19 protein-coding genes and 1 pseudogene are annotated in these 23,605 nt (G+C 44.9%); 12 read left to right on the forward strand and 8 right to left on the reverse strand.

The window, feature by feature from the left end:
* The first annotated feature begins 46 nt into the window (after positions 1-46).
* A complete protein-coding gene (locus QT994_RS09800; RefSeq protein ID WP_333048165.1) occupies positions 47-400 on the forward strand; it encodes an element excision factor XisH family protein in 354 nt (117 codons plus the stop codon).
* Positions 388-720 carry a XisI protein gene (locus tag QT994_RS09805; protein WP_333173859.1) on the forward strand — a complete coding sequence of 111 codons (333 nt, stop codon included), beginning with the start codon at positions 388-390 and terminating at the stop codon, positions 718-720. The genes QT994_RS09800 and QT994_RS09805 overlap by 13 nt, the downstream gene beginning before the upstream one ends.
* A gap of 31 nt (positions 721-751) precedes the next feature.
* Here the strand turns inward: QT994_RS09805 and QT994_RS09810 are convergent, their stop codons facing one another.
* Together QT994_RS09810 and QT994_RS09815 are read right to left on the reverse strand one after the other, a co-directional pair.
* Entirely contained in the window at positions 752-964 is a 213-nt protein-coding gene (locus QT994_RS09810) for a hypothetical protein (protein WP_333173862.1), read from the reverse strand.
* 19 nt (positions 965-983) lie between these two features.
* A complete protein-coding gene (locus QT994_RS09815) occupies positions 984-5,474 on the reverse strand; it encodes a WD40 domain-containing protein (protein WP_333173864.1) in 4,491 nt (1,496 codons plus the stop codon).
* Between the two features lie 375 nt (positions 5,475-5,849).
* On the opposite strand from QT994_RS09815, the gene QT994_RS09820 reads away from it, so the two are divergent.
* Positions 5,850-6,206, forward strand: a complete 357-nt coding sequence (locus QT994_RS09820; RefSeq protein ID WP_333048155.1) for a hypothetical protein — start codon at positions 5,850-5,852, stop codon at positions 6,204-6,206.
* Between the two features lie 52 nt (positions 6,207-6,258).
* Here the strand turns inward: QT994_RS09820 and QT994_RS09825 are convergent, their stop codons facing one another.
* From QT994_RS09825 to QT994_RS09835, 3 genes are all read right to left on the reverse strand, one after another.
* The gene (locus tag QT994_RS09825; RefSeq protein ID WP_333048156.1) at positions 6,259-7,227 is read right to left on the reverse strand and encodes a YegS/Rv2252/BmrU family lipid kinase; all 969 of its coding nucleotides are present in this window, start codon (positions 7,225-7,227) and stop codon (positions 6,259-6,261) included.
* Between the two features lie 266 nt (positions 7,228-7,493).
* Positions 7,494-8,270: a DUF3891 family protein gene (locus QT994_RS09830; protein WP_333048157.1), complete on the reverse strand. Its 777-nt coding sequence runs from the start codon at positions 8,268-8,270 to the stop codon at positions 7,494-7,496.
* Positions 8,271-8,360: 90 nt separating this feature from the next.
* The gene (locus tag QT994_RS09835; RefSeq protein ID WP_333173865.1) at positions 8,361-9,965 is read right to left on the reverse strand and encodes a metallophosphoesterase; all 1,605 of its coding nucleotides are present in this window, start codon (positions 9,963-9,965) and stop codon (positions 8,361-8,363) included.
* Positions 9,966-10,319: 354 nt separating this feature from the next.
* On the opposite strand from QT994_RS09835, the pseudogene QT994_RS09840 reads away from it, so the two are divergent.
* Positions 10,320-11,498, forward strand: a pseudogene (locus QT994_RS09840) (DNA cytosine methyltransferase).
* Between the two features lie 130 nt (positions 11,499-11,628).
* Here QT994_RS09840 and QT994_RS09845 read toward each other — a convergent pair.
* Positions 11,629-12,456 carry a hypothetical protein gene (locus tag QT994_RS09845; protein WP_333173867.1) on the reverse strand — a complete coding sequence of 276 codons (828 nt, stop codon included), beginning with the start codon at positions 12,454-12,456 and terminating at the stop codon, positions 11,629-11,631.
* A 355-nt stretch (positions 12,457-12,811) separates the two neighbouring features.
* Positions 12,812-13,159 (reverse strand): type II toxin-antitoxin system HicB family antitoxin, encoded by a 348-nt coding sequence (locus tag QT994_RS09850; RefSeq protein ID WP_445243891.1) that lies wholly within the window; start codon positions 13,157-13,159, stop codon positions 12,812-12,814.
* Between the two features lie 29 nt (positions 13,160-13,188).
* Here QT994_RS09850 and purB point away from each other — a divergent pair, with 29 nt between their 5' ends.
* The 3 genes from purB to QT994_RS09865 all read left to right on the forward strand — a co-directional run bounded on the left by purB (position 13,189) and on the right by QT994_RS09865 (position 16,865).
* Positions 13,189-14,484, forward strand: coding sequence for an adenylosuccinate lyase (gene purB, locus QT994_RS09855; RefSeq protein ID WP_333173918.1), 1,296 nt, complete (start codon positions 13,189-13,191; stop codon positions 14,482-14,484).
* 299 nt (positions 14,485-14,783) lie between these two features.
* Entirely contained in the window at positions 14,784-15,509 is a 726-nt protein-coding gene (locus tag QT994_RS09860) for a M15 family metallopeptidase (protein WP_333173920.1), read from the forward strand.
* 171 nt (positions 15,510-15,680) lie between these two features.
* Entirely contained in the window at positions 15,681-16,865 is a 1,185-nt protein-coding gene (locus tag QT994_RS09865; protein ID WP_333173870.1) for an acyltransferase, read from the forward strand.
* 41 nt (positions 16,866-16,906) lie between these two features.
* Here the strand turns inward: QT994_RS09865 and QT994_RS09870 are convergent, their stop codons facing one another.
* Positions 16,907-17,752, reverse strand: coding sequence for an SH3 domain-containing protein (locus QT994_RS09870; RefSeq protein WP_333173872.1), 846 nt, complete (start codon positions 17,750-17,752; stop codon positions 16,907-16,909).
* 245 nt (positions 17,753-17,997) lie between these two features.
* Here QT994_RS09870 and QT994_RS09875 point away from each other — a divergent pair, with 245 nt between their 5' ends.
* From QT994_RS09875 to QT994_RS09895, 5 genes are all read left to right on the forward strand, one after another.
* Positions 17,998-19,365, forward strand: a complete 1,368-nt coding sequence (locus tag QT994_RS09875) for an NACHT domain-containing protein (protein WP_333173874.1) — start codon at positions 17,998-18,000, stop codon at positions 19,363-19,365.
* Positions 19,366-19,517: 152 nt separating this feature from the next.
* A complete protein-coding gene (locus QT994_RS09880; RefSeq protein WP_333173876.1) occupies positions 19,518-20,501 on the forward strand; it encodes an alpha-ketoacid dehydrogenase subunit beta in 984 nt (327 codons plus the stop codon).
* Positions 20,502-20,638: 137 nt separating this feature from the next.
* On the forward strand, positions 20,639-22,036 hold the full coding sequence (secD, locus tag QT994_RS09885; protein ID WP_333173879.1) for a protein translocase subunit SecD: 1,398 nt from the start codon (positions 20,639-20,641) through the stop codon (positions 22,034-22,036).
* Positions 22,037-22,129: 93 nt separating this feature from the next.
* Complete coding sequence (gene secF, locus QT994_RS09890; protein ID WP_333173881.1) at positions 22,130-23,098, forward strand: protein translocase subunit SecF; 969 nt, start codon at positions 22,130-22,132, stop codon at positions 23,096-23,098.
* A gap of 74 nt (positions 23,099-23,172) precedes the next feature.
* A complete protein-coding gene (locus QT994_RS09895) occupies positions 23,173-23,559 on the forward strand; it encodes a hypothetical protein (protein WP_333173884.1) in 387 nt (128 codons plus the stop codon).
* Positions 23,560-23,605 lie beyond the last annotated feature (46 nt).

Below are 23,605 nucleotides of genomic sequence, written 5' to 3' on the forward strand. Positions count from 1 at the left end.
CTTTCACGAAGTCGTTAAAATCGCTCTCCAGAAAGATGGATAGCAGATTACTCACGATCCCTACACTTTACAGGCAGGAACTCTCGAACTTTACATCGACTTGGGTGCCGAAAAGGTGGTTGCGGCAGAAAAAGACGGACAGAAAATCGCCGTTGAAATCAAAAGCTTTATTGGCCCATCCAAAATATCCCAATTTTACACAGCTTTAGGACAGTTCATTAGTTATCGAGCAGCTTTACAACAACAAGAAACTGACCGCATTTTATACCTGGCAGTACCCAGTAATGTCTACGATAGTTTTTTCACAATGGGGTTTATTCAGTCTTTAGTTCAACAAAATCAAGTTCATTTGATGATTTACGATATAGACCAAGAGGCGATCGCACAATGGCAAATGTAGACCTTTATAGGCAGCACATCCAAAATCTCCTCTCCCAACACGCTAGTCTTGTGTGGGATGAGCGCATTCAGGCTCAAACTATCTTTGATGTCGAGCGCGATCATTATCAATTAATATATGTCGGCTGGCGCAATCAGCGACGAATTTATGGCCCGGTTTTGCACCTGGATATTAGGAACAATAAAATCTGGATTCAGCAAGATGGAACTGAGGTGGGTATTGCTAACGAACTCGTAGAATTGGGAGTTCCCAAAGAAGATATTGTACTTGGGTTTGACCCGCCTATTCTGCGAAAATTGAGTGAATTTGCAATAGAATAAATTAGGTTTAACTGTTCCAGTAGTTTCTTTATTATTGAAGTTCCCGGTCAATTTCTTCAACAGTTCTGGAAACATGACGGCTGCGGATTTCTGTAAGCAATTCCAACACTTTACGCCGCCACGGAGGCTTTTCTGGTATAATCACAAAAACTTCAACCTCTTCGCCCACAGATCCAGGCGGCACTTGAATTTCAAGTTTATTTCCTGCAAGAACTTTGGTTGTAATCCGTATTGCTGACTGCATACTTCCTCCTTTTCGATGATTAATTTTCAACAGCACCTAAAGCTTTGAGCGTGGCTTTTTCAACTTCCGTTAAACCCGTAACGCCCGCGATATTCATCTCCTCATAAAGTCCGTCTGTGAGAGTCTTGATGCACTCTCCTGTATTGACATCCCAGAGTTTAATCGTGTTGTCACTACTACCACTGGCAAGCCATTTACCGTCTGGACTGAAGGCGACTGAAAGAACGGCGTTTTCATGTCCGCTTAAAGTCCGCAAACACTCTCCCGTATTGCTATCCCAAAGCTTAATAATGTTGTCATCACTGCCACTTGCAAACTGTTGATTGTCGGGACTGAATGCGATTGAATAAACCGAATTATCATGTCCGGTGAAAGTCCGCAAACACTCTCCGGTATCGCTATCCCAAAGTTTGATAGTATAGTCATCACTGCCACTTGCAATCCATTTACCATCAAAACTAAAAGTGACTGAATTTACCCAATTATTGTGCCCGGTAAAAGTCCGCAAACACTCTCCAGTATGACTGTTCCAAAGCTTGATAGTATTGTCACTACTGCCACTGACTAGCCATTCACAACCGGGACTGAAAGCAACTGAACGCACTCTACATTCACGATCGGTGAGAGTCAGAAAACACTCTCCGGTATGGTTATCCCAGAGTTTAATAGTAGTGTCATAACTACCACTAACTAGCCATTTACCGTCAGGACTAAAGGCGACTGAATAAATCCAACTTTTATGTCCTGTGAAAGTCTTAATACACTCTCCAGTATGGATATTCCAAAGTTTAACAGTGTTGTCCCAACCGCCACTGACAAGCCATTGACCATCGGGACTGAATGCGACTGAACTCACTCTATTTTTATGTCCTTTGAAAGTCTTTATACACTTTCCGCTATGCCTATCCCAAAGCTTGATAGTATTGTCACTACTACCACTGGCAAACCAGTCACCGTCGGGACTGAAGGCGACTGAAAAAACCGCATTTTCATATCCGGTCAAAGTCCGCAAACACTCTCCGGTATGTCTATCCCAAAGCTTGATAGTATTGTCAAAACTGCCACTGGAAAGCCATTCACCGTCGGGGCTAAAGGTAACTGAACTCACCCCATTTTCATGTCCGGTGAAAGTCCGCAAACACTCTCCAGTATGCCTATCCCAAAGCTTGATAGTATTGTCAAAACTGCCACTGGAAAGCCATTCACCGTCGGGGCTAAAGATAACTGAACTCACCCCATTTTCATGTCCGGTGAAAGTCCGCAAACACTCTCCGGTATGGCTGCTCCACAGCTTGATAGTTTTGTCATAACCGCCACTGGTAAGCCATTGACCGTCGGGACTGAAAGCCACTGAAAGAAGCGAATTTTCATGTCCGGTGAAAGTCCGCAAACATTCTCCAGTATGCTTATCCCAAAGCTTGATAGTATTATCAAAACTGCCACTGGCAAGCCATTTACCATCGGGACTAAAGGTAACTGAGCTTATAGAATTTTTATGTGCTTTTAAAGTCCGAAAACACTCTCCTGTATGGCTATTCCAAAGCTTGATAGTCTTGTCATAACTGCCACTGGCAAGCCATTCACCATCGGGACTAAAAGCAACTGAACGCACTGAATTTTCATGTCCGGTGAAAGTCCGCAAACATTCTCCTGTATGACTATCCCAAAGCTTGATAGTATTGTCAACACTGTCACTGGCAAGCCTTTCACCATCCAAACTGAAAGCAACTGAATGCACTGAATTTTTCCGTGCCCGACAAGTTAAAAGTTCTTCGGCACTGACTGCATCCCACAAACGAACAACACCATCACTACCACCTGTAGCAAATTGTTTGCCATCTGGACTAAATGAGACCGAATTAACTGTACGAAAGGCTTTAGCAAAAACTGACTCTGCTAAATTTGCTTCAGCAAAATTGACGCGGCGCAGACTAGCATTTGTAAAATCAGCACCTAAAATAACTGCACGAGAAAGGTCTTTTGCTTCTAACGCAGTTCGATCGATTTTCACCAACAGCGTCGCCGCATTCCCTCCCACATAACCTACCTCACTTTCTGTTTTTCCCCGCGTTGCTTCCACAATTTCCAATAATTCCTCCGTAGCTGCCCCTACATCGAGGCAGGGCCGGCACGAGGACACCGCCCCTACCATTGGTAACAACAAATCCATTACTGCTTTTGTCAGCGGCGCGTGTCCGAAACTCTGACGGAGTTGCCCTAAATCTTCAGCAACAAATCCCTGCAAAGGCGCAATAAGTTCACCATTATTTCTCTTTTGGGCTTGCAATCGACAATAATTAGACCAAGCATATTTTTGAGGCGCTGCATTAGGATCTAAACAAGACTGTTCAGGCGCAACTAATTCGGTAAAATCTGCGGCCAAAACTCCCAATTCCGCCGCAAATTTGTAAGCGACAAAAAACTCTAATAACGAACGGTGCGCCGGAGTATAATCGCCATCTGCATTGCGAATTAGCATCGTTTGACCCATCATGTCGTAGTGCCAGTGGTCTAAGTCTTTTTCCTCCTGCACGACGGAACCAAACAGGCCTCGAATGCGATCGGGAAAACCGCGATAATTGAGACTCATTTGGTTGGTAGACAGCATTTCCCAAGACAGTTCGCACAAAAAGTAAAGCTTATCTGCTACAGAAGTAAAAGTGCGTTCTGCTTTGATATCTCTTTCTATCTTCCGCCGCACCGCATACAGATAGATCCGCGACATATCGACTGGTTTTCCAGCTTCAATATCGGGCAATGCTTCCAAAATTAACTCGGTCATCACCGGGCGGCGCGCTAAATCCAATAGTTGCAGGTTCCCCATCACTTTTTCGACAGTTGCGGCTTCTGTTTGAACTGACAGCGCTTGCCGAATTTGCTCGTCGTTAAATTTCTCTAATTCTAAGACTTCAAATTGGGGAGTTTCGCCTGTTAAAATGGTTGTTGATGCTTGCAGTTCTGCATTGAACAATGCCCGTCCTTCCTTGCCTTCAGGAAAGTGTTCGGTACGGCAAGTAAGGATGACTTTTGCGCCGGGAACGACGGTTTTTGCTAGTTCCCAGAAGTTGTTGATGGTTTCTTGCCGATCGCACTTAGCGGCCATTTCATCAAAACCATCGAAAATCAGCAGAAATTTGCCCATGCGATTGAGTTGTTCAAAAGCCGAATAACCCGCCAAAGGTATCTCGTGCTTCCGAAAGAAAAACTCGGAAAACAGCGACTCGACACTAACTGCTTTGGCGTAATCTCGCAAAGGAATTACTAACGGCAAACGCGGACGTTCTAAGCCGCGCTTTTGAGCTTTTTTGTAGCGTTGCAGCGCCATCCAAGCATAGTGCATCGCAAACCAAGTTTTACCCGTCCCAAATTCTCCTAAAACAGAAATATGTTCTTTAACTGGGTCATCTAACCACAGGTCAATATAACCTTCGATCCAGCCCTCTCGATCGCCATAATGACTCACGCCTATCTTACACTGAGTATCGGGGTCAAGTTCTTCTTTTGTACAAGCTAACGGCACATATTTAGTATCAATTCCTCGGCTGGTGATTTCAGTTTCTAGCCAATCCAGATAAGCAGTAAAATCGGCATCTTGGTCGAGTAATTCATCAAAAGTATAGCAAGCTAAATTACTATTTTCGGCTTTTTCTACTTCAATCCGTGCGGCGCTACTAATGCGGCGGGCAGTGACTAACCAGCCTTCATCGGTGCGCTGTTTTTCCACCGACTCGCGCAAGGCTGAGATGTCTCTGAGTCCTGCTTCTCCGGCAATTCCGCGCACTAAAATGCGATCGTACCGATTGCGTCTGACGGGGACATTGATAATCCATTCAAAATAGTTATCTTCCGAGATTTGATATGGCTCAAACTTATAACTTAATGTTTCAAACCAACCTCGAACTTGTTGCGATAAAATAAAAACTTTAGACTTTTGAATATTTCTTGATTCGGCTGCTGGAAGTACGGGATAATCTTCACATTCCAGTCGTGCAAATTCGGTGCGAATTCCTTCGAGTGTGGGGAGGCGTTCGATGCGATCCATTACCATAGATAGGCGTTTTTGCAAAGAGGCGATCGCATTTCCCACCATTACATCTCCCAGCGTCCGCGTCCGCTTTGCTACTTCCATAAACACAGCGGCAAATGCCATGAATTCCCGTCTGGGGTCAATGCCTAAATCTCGAATTTCTTTGCCTAAAGCACTCTCATTCAGATAGTCATCGCCTGCTTTAATTAAAATGGCGGGGCTATCGGACTCGAAGGCTTGGCGAAATGCTGATTCAATCTCTTTTTGGCGAAACAGTTCTAAAATCTGTTTGGGTTTGCCAGCGCCGTATTCTACTAAAGTATAAACATAAACTCCGCTAAAATCTGCGGGCGGAGCATCGGGGTCGAGATTAAATCTTTTTAAGATTTTGATGACAGTTTCGTTGCGCTGAAACTTGTCTTTGATAGTGCCGAAGGGAATTGCCGTCACGATGCTGATAACTAAGTCGAGACTAATTAACATGATTTAGGCTTTCCTGTTTTTCCGTGGAAGTAATGCTCAAATCTAGAATCGGTAGGCTGTGTCCCTGAAATGCGCTGCGGGTCGTAAATTGCTCTAATTCTATGTTAACAGAAGTTACGCACTCCGGCAAAAGAAACCGGTTTTTTACAGACTCTGCTGGCTGGAAGGAAATATTTTCCGAAAAAACCAGGTTTCTGACTACCCGTGCGTAGGTTATATTCAGTTAATTAGCTTAGCAAATTTTACAAAGAATGACAAGAATAAAAGAGAGCAAAAACCGACATATTTTGTAGTAAAATTAACGATCATATTAGTTGTTATATCCTGAATGCAAAAGTTAAAATATAGATAACTAACAAATAAAACTTGCTATCTATGAAAATACAATCTTCGGTCTTAGTCCACCTGGGATTTGGCAAATATGTACGATCGGACAAAGTGACAGCAGTAATCCCAATCGAAGCAGAACGCGGCCCCGGACGACGCACTTTCGTCCACGTAGACGGCGAAGCAGACCCGATTGTTGCTTCGCGCGGTGAAGATACGATCGTGCGCGATTTGGTGCAAGAACCGCGCGAAATTACTCAAGCTCGCCAACAACAAGAAATCCTGCAAGATTTACTGGCAGATTTGAGCAATGTCAATGTCACCGTCCGCCGCATCAGCCGCGATGAAGGTGGACTCGATCTAGAACTTTTAGAGCGTCGGATTCGCCAAATCTTAGACGCCTAAAAATTAAAGACCGCCCGGGCGGTCTTTCTTATTGTTTGTGTCGCTAAAAATTTTAAGTTATGGGTTTCAATGTAATTTCGAGATCCGCTAAACCAGTGAGTTTTTCCACGACTGGCTCTTCTTCAACTCGCGGTACAAAAATAGTTAAAGCTCCCGGGATGCACTCAATAGAAACCGGAGTCATGCCGAAGATTTCCCCGTCTACAACCACTTTTTGAGGCGGATCGGCACTAATCGTTACTTTTTTTGCCCGCAAATAACCGATGTCGTCGCGATCCGTAGGATTGCCACTCAAAGCTGTTTGCAATAGATGATAAGAAGCCGCGATCGCCCCTGCTTTATTCTGAGGTGCAACCAGCGTCACATCCAGCAAGCCGTCATCAAAAATAATCCCCGCCGGGCCTTGAGCTAAAATGGAAGTAGCCGGCGCTGCATTCGCCACCGTCACCGCCACAGCAGTAACGCTGATAATTTTATCCTCGGTTTCGATTTCCGCTTCAAACCTTTCTAAATTGTTTAACTGTTTAATTCCCGATAGAATGTAAGCCAACATTCCCCAGCGATTCTTCATTTCGCGATCGGCTAGTTCGACGGTTTCTGCCTCAAAGCCCACTCCAGCTAACAAAACCATCGGCATTTCACCGTTGCAAATCGCCGCATCCACCACCCGCGTCAACCCTCCCAAAATATTTTCGCAGGCGGTGTCAATAGTATTAGGAATGTCTAAAGCATTAGCAAAAGCATTAGCAGTTCCCCGCGAAATAATTCCTAAAGGAATATTTGTGCTGACAATCGCGCCGGCAACCGCTGATAATGTGCCGTCGCCCCCGGAAGCAATAATTGCCTCAACTCCCCTAGCAACTGCTTCGCGGGCGATTTGATCGGCGTCTAATTCTGGGGTTGTCAGCCGAATGTCTAAGTCAATAAAAGGCTCTAAAAGTTCCTGAATTCTAGCTAAGTCTTGGTCGGGGTCGCTGTTGCCGGCGACGGGATTAAAAATTAGGCAAGCTGAACGGTTCATATTTGGTAATAGGTAATTGGTAATGGGTAATGGGTGAACTGAAACCCTCGATTTTTTTCGCTTGTATCGAAGTTTCGATCGCCCTAAATCCCCCTAAATAAGGCCCACTTTGAGTGTTCTTGTCCTCCCCCCTTATTAAGGGGGGTTAGGGGGAATCAACACTCAACTATAACCCTGATTTAGACATGGTTGTAACCTTAAGTTTACACAAATGCAAGGCCCGCCAAACTCGGACAACCACCCTCACCTATTTTTCAAAGGTTTAATTAAGACTTGACAAAAGTCCACTCTAAGACTTCGCGCGGAGCTTTGTGCAGCGCTTCCTTGATTTCCTCGTTGCTGTCGAACTGCACTCGATCCAAATGACACGCTTCGACGTTCACAGTAAATTTATCGTCTTCAAAAGGCCAAGGAGTTACAGTCACGAGTTCGTTGCTGTTCTGTACAATATCGTAGCGCTTGCCGTCGGGGCCGACACTAATTTCTAAAGCTCGTTCTCCGGCGGGTAACTCGCGACTGCAAAGAATTAATGATAGCCGATCGCACCACTGGAAAAAAGCATAAGCTGCTGTAGCATCTTCCTCAGAAATTTGCAACTCTTTTTGCCATTTTTTTTGATTTTCCAGTTGTTCGTCCAAAAACTCGTCGAGTTCCTTCGACTCTCCCCGCTTTCCTTCATTGAGAAAGCTCATGTGCATAGAAATCAGCATGGCTACCCACCTACCGCGATATAGCGCATTTTGCGCCATGGCTTTAATTTTCGGCAGAGACGTTTCCGTCTGCAACGTAAAATCTAAGGGCGCGCCCGCTTCAGTCAATATATGTTCTTCCCACTCTTTCTCTAAATCGTCGTGATGAGAAATCGCTGCGATGGTTTCATATAAGCGAAGCGGAGATTTCGAGCGCTTCCACTGGCCGCCAAGTTGGGCGGCGAGCAAAGCGTGGGCGCGGTGGTAAATAATTTCCCAGCCGGTGGCGGTTAAGTTAGCAATCATTGAATTTTTCTCCTCAATTAAGTTAATACGAGTATTTTGTGAAAGCATTCGGCTCTCCCTCCCCCTAACCTTAAAAACGGGGGAATCGGTCAAAGTCTACCTTTTCAAGGTGACTCGATACTTGCAGAAAAACTCAAGTTAAATCACAAAAGGTTCGATCGAGATATCCTGCCATTTCCCCTCAAATCGTTCGACAATCAAAGGTCGGATGCGGAACTTCGGGGGACACCCATCGAGAACATCAATCCGCAAACACGAATAAGGACGGCGTTTGTGGGAACCTTGGCCGCTGCGGCCGACAAATAGCAAAGATTCCGCTATCCGCCGATCGCCTTTTTGCGATCGCCCGCCCTCACGCGCCAATCGATCGGCTTCTGGACTCCATACTTCCTCCAACACCGGCCCTTCCGGGCGCTGGCGGCGGAGACTGTGGCCGCTTCCCCCGCATACAAGCCAATTAATCCCAGAGTCGCCGTGGCCGGTATTCCCTGTCCGCAGGTATTCCAAACAGTGGGCGTGGCCCGTCAGCACCAAATCTACTAGCGGACGCCCCCGCGCCTCCTCCCCAACTGCATCGGCCACTCCGTCGAGCACCTCGCGCAATCGCAACCGCACCGCCAAAGTTTGAGCTTGATTCCACTTTGTCGCCTCTGTCACGTAGGGGGGGTGGTGCAGGTAAATTACCCGCCCCCGCACCTCGGAATCGCGCCAAGAGTTAATCAGCCTTTTTTTGAGCCATTCGAGCTGTTCAACGTCTGTGGCGGCCGTTTTGTCGGGGGACAGTTGTTTGTCAATATCTATCAGCATTTCGTCAACTTGCTCTAATTTGGCGGCCAAGTCGTCTAGCTGTTCGGCTTCCTCAAGAATTTGGGGGTTGAGCCGATCGCAGATTTCGAGCATTGCCAATTTTTCTTGTTCCAATTTCTGCCGATCGAGTTCCAAATTCTGGCGGCGAATGTCGCCCTGTTTGGTTTTCGGGATCGGCAATGGCTCGTTGAAGGTGTTGGAGTCAAGGGCGAAAAAGTCTATGCCGCCGCTGCGGAAAGTGTAGTAGCGGTTGGGTAAGCGGGTAAAGCGTCCGGGTTGGTAGCGGATGCAGCGGCCTGTGCTGCTGCTGGCGGTGTAGTGGGCGTCTAGGTGGCGATCGAGCTCTCCCGGCATTTTGTGAGCTTGCAGGTAGTCGAGAAAGGCTTTGGCGTAGGCATTTCCGCGATCGGAACCGTGCCAGCCGACATCAAGATCCAACTTGGAACCCAACAGCCGGCGCAGCGGCAAAGCTGTCGCCGACAGAATGCCGTAGACTATCGGCAAGTCGTAATAGTCGTGGTTTCCCGGTACGGGCAAAAACGGAAAATTAAACACCATGCGATCGTAGGCAATCCGAGAGGGATGCTCACCGCCGACTATAAATTCTCGGTAGGGGCGAATAAAGTTTTGCAAGTAATATTCGCTGGAACCGACGAGATAAACTACATCGCCCGTGTGGAGGACGAAACGGCAAGTTTCGCGTTCGGAGAGCATCTGTTCGGCAATCTGCCGCTGGGGATTGTGGCCGCGGTGATTGCCCGTGCCGCTGTCGCCTACGACTAAAAACGAAAACTCTGGAGAGTCGGTGGTTGGAGATTCCAAAACCATCCGAGTTTGGTCGATTCCCCGATCGACGATCGAGTGTTCTTGCCACCGCACCCGCTCGTTCATTTTGCGGATTTTGACTTTTATTTGCGGGTCGGAAACGAATTTCAATTCACCTCTTCTCCAAAATTGCTGAGTTCCTAGTTAATAGTGTAGCGATCGGACGAGTTTTTACATCTCTCTAAAAGCTGAAAATCGACGCGCGGGTGGTCAGAAACCGGGTTTTTGACGACAATACTGCCTGACAACTGACATATTGCACCCTTCTCAATCAGCCTGTTATGGGCGGGCTATGGGGTTCACCCCACAATAAAATTCACTCTTTGTGGAACAGGTCGTCGGGCCTTTTAAGCGAGAATGGTGCAATGTGTGAGACGATCGCACTCTCCGACTCCAAGCGCGATCGAGTCCTACACCCTGCCCCAAGTGGGCAACATCAGATAGAACGCAGTAAACAAATATAAAATGGAAGCAATACAACTGTCTTTGTTCTCAAATGAGTCAGAACCAATTCCTGCCAAAAAGCAGAAGAAAGCAAAATTAGGGCGTTACGAACGCATCCAACGCGAACTAGAAGCAAATGACTGCGATCCTTACAAGATATTCATTGATGTTGAATCTCAGTCACTGCCAAAACCCGACTATACATTTGTCGATCTTTTTTGCGGTGCGGGCGGCATGACCCAAGGTTTATTGCAAGCAGGTTTTCGACCAGTAGCCTGTGTAGAAATTAATCCTATCGCCTCGGCAACTCATACAAAAAACTTTCCCGATTGCCATCACTTGTGCGACGATATAAAAAACTTAAATCCCCAAAAGTTGCTCGCTGAAATTGGTTCGCCAGAAGTTCATGTTGTTGTAGGCGGGCCGCCGTGTCAAGGCTTCTCAGTTGCAGGAAAACGCGACCCCAACGACCCTCGAAATCGCTTATTTAGAGAGTTTGTCCGCGTTGTCTCTGAAATACGTCCTTGGTATGTTGTCATGGAAAACGTACCGGGAATATTGACTCTACAAAAAGGATCTGTTAAGCAAGCCATTTGCGAGGCTTTTGAGGAAATTGGCTATCCCCATGTGTCCGTTGCTGTTCTGGAATCCGCAACCTATGGAGTTCCGCAAATCCGCCCGCGAGCTATTTTTATTGCCAACAGATTTGGGATGCAAAATCCCTATCCGAAGCCGCAATAGTTGCCGGAACAATACAAAGCGATTGAGTCAGCAATTGATGATTTACCAGAGTATACTCCCATCCCAGAAATTAACCACCAATGGACTCGTCATTCTGTTGAGTACATGGAAAGACTTGCTAAAGTTCCACCAGGCGGTTCTTTGTATGAAAGCTACGCCGATGCTTTCAAGCGACAGTATCCTGGAAAACCCAGTATGACTGTTAAAGAAAATCACGGTGGCACTCATATTCATCCTTATCTTAATCGCGTTATTTCTGCTCGCGAAATGGCTAGATTGCAAACTTTCCCAGATTCATTTATTTTTGAAGGTTCAATGAAAAAGGCAATGTGGCAAATTGGAAATGCCGTGCCGCCCCGTTTAGCAGAGTGTATCGGTTTTGCACTTATTCCATATTTGAGCGATATTGCTTTGAACAGACATAGCTCAGTTAGTATGTTCCTCCTACTAAAATCTTAAATCTTAAATTAGTAAAAAACACAAGCGCATCTCAACTTGCTATTAATGGTTTTGTCAGATTCAGAAGTCCATTAGCCTTCTCTTTCAGCTTATCAACCTGTCATTTATCATTACCTACTAAATTTCTCACTTAATTATCCAAATAGGAAAATGCTTTTTGAGATAATTGTTCATCGGTAAATATCCCTACTTCTTTCAAAACATTACTCAATACTTTTTTACTCAAACGTAAAAGCTTTTCATCAAAAGATTTCCAATCAGTATCCGATCGTTCTTTTATTATACGAATATGCACTTTATTTCGACTGTTCCTTAATTCATTTATATTATCATAAATTTCTTTGTTTTCACCTAAAAGCTTTTTGTTCCTTGCTTGATCGAGCATTTGGTATAAAGTCATCTCTTTCAGGATGGGATCTTTAAGTTTGAAAGATATGTCACTTTCAATCTTATAGTATTCTCCGCGAGAATTTTTTTTAATACCCGAAACTTTACCCGTAACTGATTTCCACTCAATAGTATCTGTTTCATCATTGTTAATTCTTTCAAAAATTTCATTTTCAATTTTATACTCTTTGCCCCAAGAAGCTTTTTTAGTATTTTCTATCTTCATAACTGATTCCCACTGAGTAGTTGCTGGTTTACCCCGAGTCAATATTAAATAGTATAATATTCCCTCAATTATTCCTACAGTAATAACAACAATACTTTTAATTGTCTGTCTTTGTAAAACATTTGTTAGCCTCAAGTATTGATTTTTATCGCTAACCAGAAAATCAAGATATTCCAAATGTTGCAGATTGTAGCAAATATTACTTGTTAAAGCCTCCCGATATTGATATTTTGTATCATCTTTTTTTATAAAATGCTCCATCAAGCATCTTAAGTCATCTATCGGCGTAGGGAAATACTTTGGCACTTGTTGTTGGTTAATTTGACCACTTTCTACTGTTCCCATAATTCTTTACCATTCTATAATAATTTTCATTTCCTAATTCATTAACCCATATAAATGAGCTACCCCTATCATCTATCTTAGCTTCTCAACCTTTTACTAGCAATCTTTCGCGTCTAGACATTCTGGACTAGGATTGCGCTCGCTAACATTCACTACATATCAACAGTGTATTATTATATACTGTTGTACTCATAAATTTTTACATTTCTTAACCAACTCATCAATATAGCAACAATTTCATGCAGCCTGAAATAATCGTTCTAGCAACTTATTAATACATCTCCTATCAGTACAGGATGATTGTTGATGTAGACAGATTCTGGTGATGGTTTTTGTTGCAACATAGTATCTCTTGTTACGCTATCTGTAATGGTTTCCCCAACGTCTTAGGTTCTGGTAAAGGTTGGCCATCTTCTTGATAGATTTCAATCAAGGTTTCTAACAATTCTTGTCCGTGTTGTGCCGCTTCCTCGTAAGTGTGTCCGTGAGTGCAAGGCTGCATGACATCGGTAAACTCCGGCAAGCTGACAACAAAAAGTCGATCTTCTTTTGACCACTGAATGATGAGACTGTAATGGCTATTCATTTGGAACCATTTATTGGCGAATAGAGAAGAATGCCAGCTAACGAGGTTTAGCATATTGTAGCCGATCGCCCGAAATTCCCCCTCCCGACTGAAGACGGATGCTTCGCAGATGTACAATAAGACGATCGCATTCCCCAACTCCCACCGTGATAGAGCGCTACACTTTGCCCGAAATGGGCAACATCTGGACTGAAACCGCCAAACTGAAAAGCTGGCTGCAAGTAGAAATCGCTGTCTGCGAAGCTCAAGCCGAACTCGGCTACATCCCCGCCGCCGCAGTCGAAGAAATCAAAGCTAAGGCTAATTTTGACCCCAAACGAGTCCTCGAAATTGAAGCCGAAGTCCGCCACGACATGATCGCCTTCTTGACAAATGTCAACGAATATGTAGGCGATGCCGGCCGCTACATTCACCTCGGCTTAACCAGTTCCGATGTGCTCGATACCGCTTTGGCGCTGCAATTAGTCGCTAGCGTCAATATCTTGTTAGAACGTGTCGAAGAATTGAGTCAAGCTATTCGCTATCAGGCTCAACAGCATCGCAATACCGTCATGGTTGGCCGATCGCACGGAATTCACGCCGAACCCATCACCTTTGGCTTTAAACTAGCAGGATGGCTGGCAGAAGTCTTTCGCAACCGCGCCCGATTAGTGAATTTGCGATCGTCCATTGCAGTCGGCAAAATCTCCGGCGCAGTCGGAACCTATGCTAATATTGACCCGCGAATAGAAGCGATCGCCTGTCAAAACCTCGGACTCGAACCCGATACCGCATCCACTCAAGTCATTTCGCGCGATCGACACGCCGAATACGTCCAAACCTTAGCACTCTTAGCAGCATCGATCGAGCGTTTTGCAGTAGAAATCCGCAACCTGCAACGCACCGACGTTCTCGAAGTCGAAGAATTCTTTTCCAAAGGGCAAAAAGGCTCATCCGCCATGCCCCACAAACGCAACCCGATTCGATCGGAAAGACTCACAGGGATGGCGAGAATCGTCCGCGCCAACGCCGTCGCAGCCTTAGAAAATGTGGCGCTTTGGCACGAAAGAGACATCTCTCACAGTTCCGTAGAACGGATGATTTTGCCCGACAGTTCCACTGTCACTCACTTCATGTTAGTAGAAACCACAGACTTAGTAAAACACCTGTTAGTCTATCCCGAAAACATGAAACAAAACATGAACATTTACGGCGGAGTCATCTTCAGCCAGCGAGTGATGTTAGCCTTAGTAGAAAAAGGGACCAGTCGCGAAGACGCCTACAAAATTGTGCAATCTTGTGCTCACGAAGCTTGGAACAAACCGGGCGGCAATTTCTACAATTTAATTGCTAAGGACGATCGGGTAACAGCTAAGATGACGACCAAAGAAATTGATGATTGTTTCGATCCACAGTATCAATTGAGGCACTTAGATTTAGTGTATCAGCGCTTGGGAATTTGAGGATAATTAACAATTAAAAATGACGCATAGAGAACAGATCGAGCGTTCTCGCGCTTGTCCCACAGTCCGCCGGGGGTTAAAACCCCCGTCTCATAGCTAAAGTCGGTTAAAACCGACTGAAAGACTCATAAAATAAAAGTTTTAGAGAAATATTTCAGTCCTCTTCAGAGGACTTTAGCTATGAGACAGGGGTTTCAACCCTTGTCGGTCTGGCGGGCTGGCAGACAAGAGGAAAAAGGCGAAAATCCCCGAAGATGTGAATTGTGAAAACCCATATAAAAGCTCAAATTAACAGAGTGATGAAAATTCGTCGATTTACAAGATATCTAATTGTATTCATCCTCGTATTACTATCTACAACCACACTGAATTATACAAGATCGATTCGCGCCCAGGAGCCGCCACAAGTGCAAATTACCCAACCAGAACCAAACCCAGTAGTACCTGAAAGTATTTTCATGAGTCAACTTCCGCGTTCGGCGCGACTGGTTGACATCCGCACCGTAAATCCCAACATTCGCCTCGATATCCGATACGCCACTACTAATAATTTCTTGAAACGAAAACTTTACCCTATATCCAAATGCGCTTTGAGAAGTTCTGTTGCTCAACAGTTAGGGCTAGTTCAAACAGATTTGGAAAAAATCGGATTGGGTTTGAAAGTTTACGATTGCTACAGGCCTTTCTCTGTCACTAAGCAAATGTGGCAAGCTTGGCCAGATCCGCGCTATGTTGCTAATCCTGCTAGGGGTTCGCGGCACAATCGCGGTGCTGCTATTGATTTGACTTTGGTCGATCGCACTGGCAAAGAATTAGAAATGCCTACACCTTACGATGATTTTACCGAAAAAGCTCATGGAGATTATCAAGGCGGCAGCGCAGAATCTCGGAAAAATCGTCAAGTGCTTAAGGATGCAATGAAAAAACAGGGACTTATCGGTATAACAACTGAATGGTGGCACTTTGATTCGGAAGATTGGCAGAAGTTTGCGATTCTGGATATATCGCTTTCGGAGATTCCTTAATTATAGTAGCCGCTTTGACCGTAAGGCTATAGACTAGAAGCAGTTTCTTTTCCTTTACAGCTATCTGAAGGAAAGCAATCGCGGGCAGTTATGATAGCTTTACATTCTGTGACGAGAATGTAAAGTTTATTTGCCCCTACCTACTTATCTAAAAAGCCACTGGAAAATTTTATGTTTAGTTATTGGTTGGTGAATCAAAATTTACTAGCTTTGGTCGTTAATAATGCAGTAGACAATAGGAGTATATTAACTACATTTACTATTTTGTCTATATTAATTTTAATTAGCTTCAAAAAAAGTGTAAGAGAGCAACCTTTATCAATTTTACAGACTAATCAAATGAAAGGAATTGCCATCCTGATCATCATTGTTCATCATGTAGCTCTTGCTCTGGGCAATCCGGGTTATTTATCTCTTCTTCATCACCTAGGTTTTCCCAGTGTATCTATTTTTTTGGTACTTTCGGGATATGGAATCTTTTTATCTATACAAAAAAAAGGATTAAATAACTTTTTTTCCAAAAGAGTAATGAGAGTTTACATACCATTTATCTTAGCCATGACTTGTAAAATTTTAATATTTGATTATTTTATATTAAACAAAAGGAGTAGTGTTGGAAATTCTTTACTCAATATATTTTTGGCTCCCTCAACTTTGGATATGAATATGTGGTTTATAGTATATATTCTTTTTTGGTATTGCATTACTTATGTAATTTTTAGTTTGAATAAATTGAATAAATCTAAAATATCTTATTTTTTTTTAACGGCAATACTTGTCGGTATTTCACCAGCACCCGACACCTGGGTTGATAATTCTTTTAGTTTTCCGTTTGGTTGTTGGATAGCGGCAAACTCCAAAATAATTATTGAAAAATTGGAAAACTTACTCGGAGGGAAAAAGCCAAAATTATCTGGTATTTTTGCTCACCTAAAAAACCACCTCAATCATTATATTGAAACTTTTACTTTATATCTATCCTTTGGTATTGTATGTTTACATTTATGGGTATGGATGAAATCCCCCAGTGCTAATGCCAACATTTATTCTCCTCTAATTAATGTTATTGCTCACGATATTATAGGTATTTCCTTCTCTATTTTGATAATTGGGTTAATAATCTTATTAGGGAAATTCCAAATTCGCTCTCCCTTTCTAAACTTTTTAGGCGAAAACTCTTTTGAACTATATTTAGTTCATGGTACATTGCTGAGTTTATTCACGCTCATGTCAGGAGTGGATTTTGCGGTTACTTTCTTTGTTTATTTCATTATTGTCTGTATCAGCAGCATAGCTTTGAAAAAGCTTAGCTCCTTAGTCTCTGACTTATTATTAAAAAATGTTAGTAATAGTTAATGTTAATTCAGGACTAAACTCCTTACTAGGAACCTGCACATTTATCGCACTTGTACTAAAAATTCGTATTCGTATCCCCGGAAATTGGAGTCTAATTGTAATTTGTAATTCCCAGTAACTGGCACTTTTCCAGTCCACTCTGTTTCATTGCCTTGATAAGGATCTTCAGCTAAAAGTTTGCCACTAGGAGTTATAATTTGCGGGAAAACCTCTTTCCGATTCCTAACAGTCATTGTTTGACCTTTTCTGGCGCGAATCCGGTAAGAGTGGCTGCCGCCGCCGATAATTCGACCTTTGACGATCGCCTCATCTCCTCCCGGCAGAAAATTAATCTGCTGGTTGATGTTAGAACAACTGCTTTCGGTGCGTCTTTTCGCAACCCAACCGGGAACTGGATCGGTAATTCGCAGCCAACCGTTTTGTTCTTCGGCGACTGAAACAAAGGTATTATTTTTAAGTTTTCCTACTATTTGGCTGTCGCTTAGTTGCGGGATCGATCGCACATTTAGCGGTGGATTGCGATCCCTGACTACAGCCTGGGTGATTTTGCAACCAGAATTTGGCGGTGTGACAACTACTGGCTCAACTTTTCGCGGAGAGACTCCTGCAACTAGCGAGGGTTGAAGTGCTGGGGTTTTGGCTGGTTGAGATTGAGATAGGGGAGATTCCGGGGCCTGGGTTTGTGCTTGCAGAGATTCTGGTTGCCGAGATTCGGGGTTGTTGCTCGGCACCGGTGCAATCTGGTTTCTGGTGGATATCGGCGATTGTGCAAGGGGAGGATTGGATTGTTTCATCGCACCCGACTGTATAGTTGCAACAGCCACTCCCACCGCTGTTGCCAGTCCTGCTAAGCTTACTGTGATGATTTGAGCCTTCGTAAATGACATAAAAAACCCTCTGTGTATCTATACTAATAATTTTTGTTTGGGAGTTGAGGCGATCGCGAGTAAATTTATAGTGGAAATACCTAGTGCGGGCCCCAGGGTCAGGATTTTTAGATAAAATTTCAGACCCATAATTGTCGCAATAATTTGAGTCAATATATACTGGACGCCTATACTGATGGTAATCTTGCTCTGGGTTATTTGCGCGCCAATTTACGAAAGTAAGCGTTCAGCGCGAGGTACATAAAATGTCAAAATTGATTCCTCTGAGATTACAACCACCTCGCGATCGATTATTGGAGGAGGTGAAGCAGGAAGTCCAAGCAGGACGATCGCAGTCTTTGCACGCCGCTGTGCTGGCTAATCTCAGTCAAGACTCGTCGTCTGTTGGTGTTAACCGCTGTTGGGATGTGGAAGTGAAAGCGGGCAACCGTCCGAGTTTTCGGCTTCCTCCCAAAGCAAGCGTTGCTAAAGTGTTTGATCGCAGCGGCGGCAAATTGGTAATTTTGGGAGCCACGGGTGCAGGCAAAACTACGACGCTGCTAGAATTAGCTCGCGTGTTAATTTCCCGCGCCCAAAAAGATGTTAGTTTGCCAGTACCAGTGCTGTTTGAACTCGGATCGTGGAAAGCAGAATCCGGGGCGATCGCCGATTGGTTAATTGTTCAACTTCAGTTCAAATACGGCATCTCTCCTGCTGTCGGCAAAAAATGGATCGCCGAACAAAAATTGCTGCCTCTCCTCGACGGCTTGGACGAAGTGGAAACCCACCGCCAAAATATCTGTATTCAAGCAATTAATGAGTTTGTTGAAAGCGAATTTAAACCCAAACATTTAGTAGCTTGCAGCAGTTTTGAAGCTTACAAAAACTGCGAAACGAGATTTCGCCTGCAAGCCGCAGTTTTATTGAAACCTTTAACAGAAACTCAAATTCAAAATTATCTGCTAGAAGCCAGAAGCCGCGAACTTTGGTACAGCATTGAGCGCGAGCCGGAGTTGTTGAAATTGGCAAAAGTTCCCTTGCTTCTGAGCATGATGGCTCTGGCTTACGACGATATTTTAATTGAAGCTTGGAAGCGCATAACTTCCGCAGAAGAACAGCGCAAATATCTGTTAACTGCCTATATTCGCCACCAAATGACCGGGCAAGTCAAGCAGTATCCCAGAGGTAAGGAACTGCGGCCGGAACAAATTCGCCACTGGCTGGGATGGTTGGCCAGAAGGATGGAACAGCAAGGAATTCAAGAATTTTACCTCGATCGCATACCGTCTAGCTGGCTGCAAACAGCCGATGAACGGCGCAAGTATCTGTTTGGAGTTAAGCTGGTTGGCGGGCTGATTTGGGTGATTTTGGGATTAATTGCCAGCCTAGTCTCCGGGTCGATTTGGGAATTAATTGCCGGTGCTGTTGCGGCGGTAATTAGTGCTTTGTTGCCGGGAATTCCGGGGATTGAAAAGTTTATATTGCACCTCGTGCTGTGGTCGAAGGGCTACATTCCTTGGGATTACAGGCGTTTTCTGGATGCTGCGAGCGATCGCTTGTTGCTGCAAAAAACTGGCGATCGGCGCTATCGATTTATTCACGATTTACTGCAAAAACATTTTTCGGAAATCTAAAAACCGGGACTTGACAAAATCAAATAATTATGATATCCGTCTTGCCAATCGTGCAGGGTTCAATTGCCGAATTTGCGATCGACTCCTAGATCGACACCCCCAAAAGGTTAAGATTCTAATCTGACCCTCCTGCAATCATTGCTTCACCTCTTATGGCAGAAACCTTATTGTTCAACGCCCTCCGCGAGGCGTTAGACGAAGAAATGGCCCGCGACTCCGCCGTATTCGTACTCGGCGAAGACGTAGGCCAATACGGCGGTTCCTATAAAGTCACCAAAGACCTATACAACAAATACGGCGAACTTAGAGTGCTCGACACCCCGATCGCCGAAAATAGCTTTACAGGCCTGGCAGTAGGCGCAGCAATGACGGGACTGCGGCCAATCATCGAAGGCATGAACATGGGCTTTTTGCTGCTGGCCTTCAACCAAATTTCCAACAACGCCGGAATGCTGCGCTACACATCCGGCGGCAACTTCAAAATGCCAATGGTAATTCGCGGGCCAGGCGGCGTGGGCCGGCAACTCGGCGCGGAACACTCCCAGCGCCTAGAAGCATATTTCCAAGCAGTACCCGGTTTGAAAATAGTCGCCTGTTCGACTCCCTACAACGCCAAAGGACTCTTAAAATCAGCCATCCGCGACGATAACCCGGTTCTGTTTTTCGAGCACGTCCTTCTTTACAACCTCAAAGAAAATTTGCCAGAAACAGAATATTTAGTGCCGCTGGACAAAGCAGAAATTGTGCGATCGGGCAAAGATGTCACAATCCTGACTTATTCCAGGATGCGACACCACGTCATGCAAGCCGTGCCCACCCTGCTAAAAGAAGGTTACGATCCAGAAGTAATCGACCTAATTTCTCTCAAACCCCTGGACATGGAGACCATCGGCGCATCCATTCGCAAAACTCACAAAGTAATTATTGTAGAGGAGTGCATGAAAACAGGAGGCATTGGTGCCGAACTAATTGCTTCGATTAGCGATCGATTTTTTGACGAACTCGACGCACCAGTTTTACGCCTGTCTTCACAAGATATCCCCACACCATACAACGGTAATTTAGAAAGACTGACAATTGTGCAGCCCACGCAAATTGTCGAGGCAGTCCAAAAAATGGTAGCTTTGCGAGTATAAATAGTGATTAGTCAGTAGTCATTGGTGGACTGTTGACTGTTGACTGATGACTGTTGACTGATGACCGATGACTGATGACTGTTGACTAAAATCAGCCAACTGCCAACTGACAACTGACCAATGACTAATAATTAAATATGCAAAAACAACGTTCAATATTAGCCCTAATTTTTGTTTTAATCATCGCCGCCATTACTGTAACAGTAACAATTCCGACGCGGCTGGGATTAGACTTGCAAGGAGGGTCGCAACTCACAATTCAGGTAAAAACTACCCCCACAATTCCCAAAATAGACCAGGGAATGTTAGAAGCAGTGCGGCGGATTGTCGAAAACCGGGTTAACGGTTTGGGCGTTTCCGAAGCATTAGTCCAAACAGTAGGAGAAGACCAAATTCTCGTGCAGTTGCCCGGAGTAAATGACCCGCAGCAAGCAGAACGAGTTTTGGGTGGCACGGCCAAGCTAGAATTTCAGGAACAACTGCCCGGAACAGAAGCACAATTAGGCATTGAAAGGCAGTTGCAGCAGGAATTGCTGGTCAAACAAACAGCATTGAAAACTAGCAACAATGAGGCCGCTATTAAAGAAAATCAGGCTGCTTTGAAAAGAAGCAATGAGGCGATCGCCAAACTCTTCAAAAGCAGCGGACTCGGTGGCGAAAACCTCAAAGACGCTCAACCTCAACCCTTGGCGGCTGGGAAGAACTGGAACGTTGCTCTCCGTTTCGATACCAAAGGAGGCGAACTCTTTGCCCAAATAACGAAAAATTTAGCCGGCACCGGACGCAGTATCGGTATTTTCCTAGACGAAAGAATGATCAGTTCTCCAGTCGTCGGCGTTGAATTTGCCCAGACAGGAATTACTGGTGGGAGTGCCGTAATTCAAGGCAACTTTACAACCCAAGAAGCCAACGATTTGGCAGTGCAATTGCGCGGTGGCGCTTTGCCTGTGCCTGTCGAAATTGTAGAAAACCGCACCATCGGCGCTAGCTTGGGTAGAGACAGCATTCAAAGCAGTATTAACGCAGGTATCGGCGGCTTAGCTTTAGTCTTGATTTTCATGGTTGCCTACTATCGACTCCCCGGCGTAATTGCCAATATTGCTCTGTTAATTTATGCTCTGTTAACTTGGGCAGCTTTCGTGCTTTTGGGAGTGACATTAACGCTGCCGGGAATTGCTGGTTTTGTGCTCAGCATCGGGATGGCCGTGGATGCTAACGTGCTGATTTTTGAGCGCACGCGGGAAGAGTTGCGGGCGGGGAAATCACTTTATCGATCGGTAGAATCGGGTTTTTACCGAGCTTTTTCCAGCATTTTAGATGGCAACGTAACTACTCTCATCGCTTGTGCTGCTTTGTTCTGGTTGGGCGCTGGTTTAGTTAAAGGGTTTGCTGTAACGCTGGCCTTGGGCGTGGTAGTAAGTATGTTTACTGCTATTACTTGCAGCCGCACTCTACTTTTGGTAGTGTTGGGCTTTCCAGCATTGCGGAAACCTCAGTGGTTCTGTCCTAATTTGTCGAAAACTGCTAATAGTTAACAGTTAACGGTTGACAGTTGGCTGTTGACTGTTGACTGTTGACTTCTTTTCTCTTCCTTCTTCCTTCTTCCTTCTTCCTTCTTCCTTCAAATTATGAAATTCAGTGTTATCAAACAGCGATCGATCTGGTGGAGTATGTCCGCCGCTATTATCCTCGCAGGTATAGTGTCGATGGCGATTTCTTGGACTCGTCCCGACATCCGCGCACCGCTGCGCCCAAGTTTAGATTTTATCGGTGGCACTCGCCTGCAATTTGAACTCGACTGCACGAAACCGGAAAATTGTAAACCTATCGATCTTGCTGCTGTGCGCGAAGTCCTGGACGCCCAAGGTTTGGCAGGCAGCAGCATTCAAGTTATCGGCAAAGAACAGCGCGGTTTGTCGCTACGCACGAAAACTTTGGATGTCGAACAACGTACAAAGTTGCAAACAGCATTGAACGAAAAAATAGGCGCTTTTGCCCCGAAATCTACTCAAATTGATACGGTTGGGCCTACCCTCGGTAAACAATTATTTACTTCGGGATTGTTGGCTGTATTTCTTTCGTTTGCTGGCATTACTATTTATCTGACAGTCCGATTTCAGTTAGATTACGCCTTTTTTGCTTTTGTAGCTCTGTTTCACGACGTGTTCATTACTGTTGGTATTTTCTCAATTTTAGGTTTAGTTCAAGGTGTGGAAGTTGACAGTTTATTTGTAGTGGCAATCTTGACAATCATCGGTTTTTCTGTTAACGATACAGTGGTAATTTACGATCGCGTGCGCGAAGTAATCAAGCTAAATCCGGGACAGTCGATCGATCAGATTGTCGATGATGCGGTCATGCAGACCCTGGGAAGGTCAATTAACACGACGATGACAACGCTGCTGACATTGTTTTCAATCTTTTTGTTTGGGGGCGAAACCCTCAAATACTTTGCTTTAGCATTGATTGTCGGCTTTATTGCGGGTGCGTATTCGAGTATTTTCATTGCCAGTACGCTGCTAGCTTGGTGGCGCAGTCGCACGGGCCACTCTATCCCCGTCCCCGTAGAAGGAATCAACCAGTCAGAGGAAGTTTAATTGACTGTTAACTGTTGACTGTTGACTGTTGACTGTTGACTGTTGACTGACTAATAACTAATGACTAATAACTAATGACTAATGAAAGCGACGCAAATTTTAAAATAGAAGTCCAAAGGCTTCACAAACTAACAGTTTACGGCCGCTGGTTAACTGTGATAGTGCTGTGGATTAGCGTCGGTTCTTTGAGCGTTTGGGGTTTGCGCCGCGAAATCGCTTTGTGGTTAGAACACCTCACTTGGGCGGCGGTGCGCTACGGTTTATCTTTTCATCGCTGGCCGACTCTCGGTTTGGGTTTGTGCTTGGGAATGACTTTAGCTGTGCTAACTTGGCAAAGTCGTAATAGAGTGCGAGGATTGCCCCAGCGGGAACAACAGGGTTTGGAACAACAAGTGCGCCGCATTCGCCAGCGCGGGCCAAGCCATCCTTTGTGGAAGTGGGTTTGCAAAGGTTCGCGGTAGCGATGGGCTTTATTCTTTAGTCTCAAGCCAGAGGAACCAAAGTTTG

Origin of the sequence: Microcoleus sp. S13_B4, assembly GCF_036700885.1 — a bacterium.
Taxonomy (GTDB): Bacteria; Cyanobacteriota; Cyanobacteriia; order Cyanobacteriales; family Microcoleaceae; genus Microcoleus.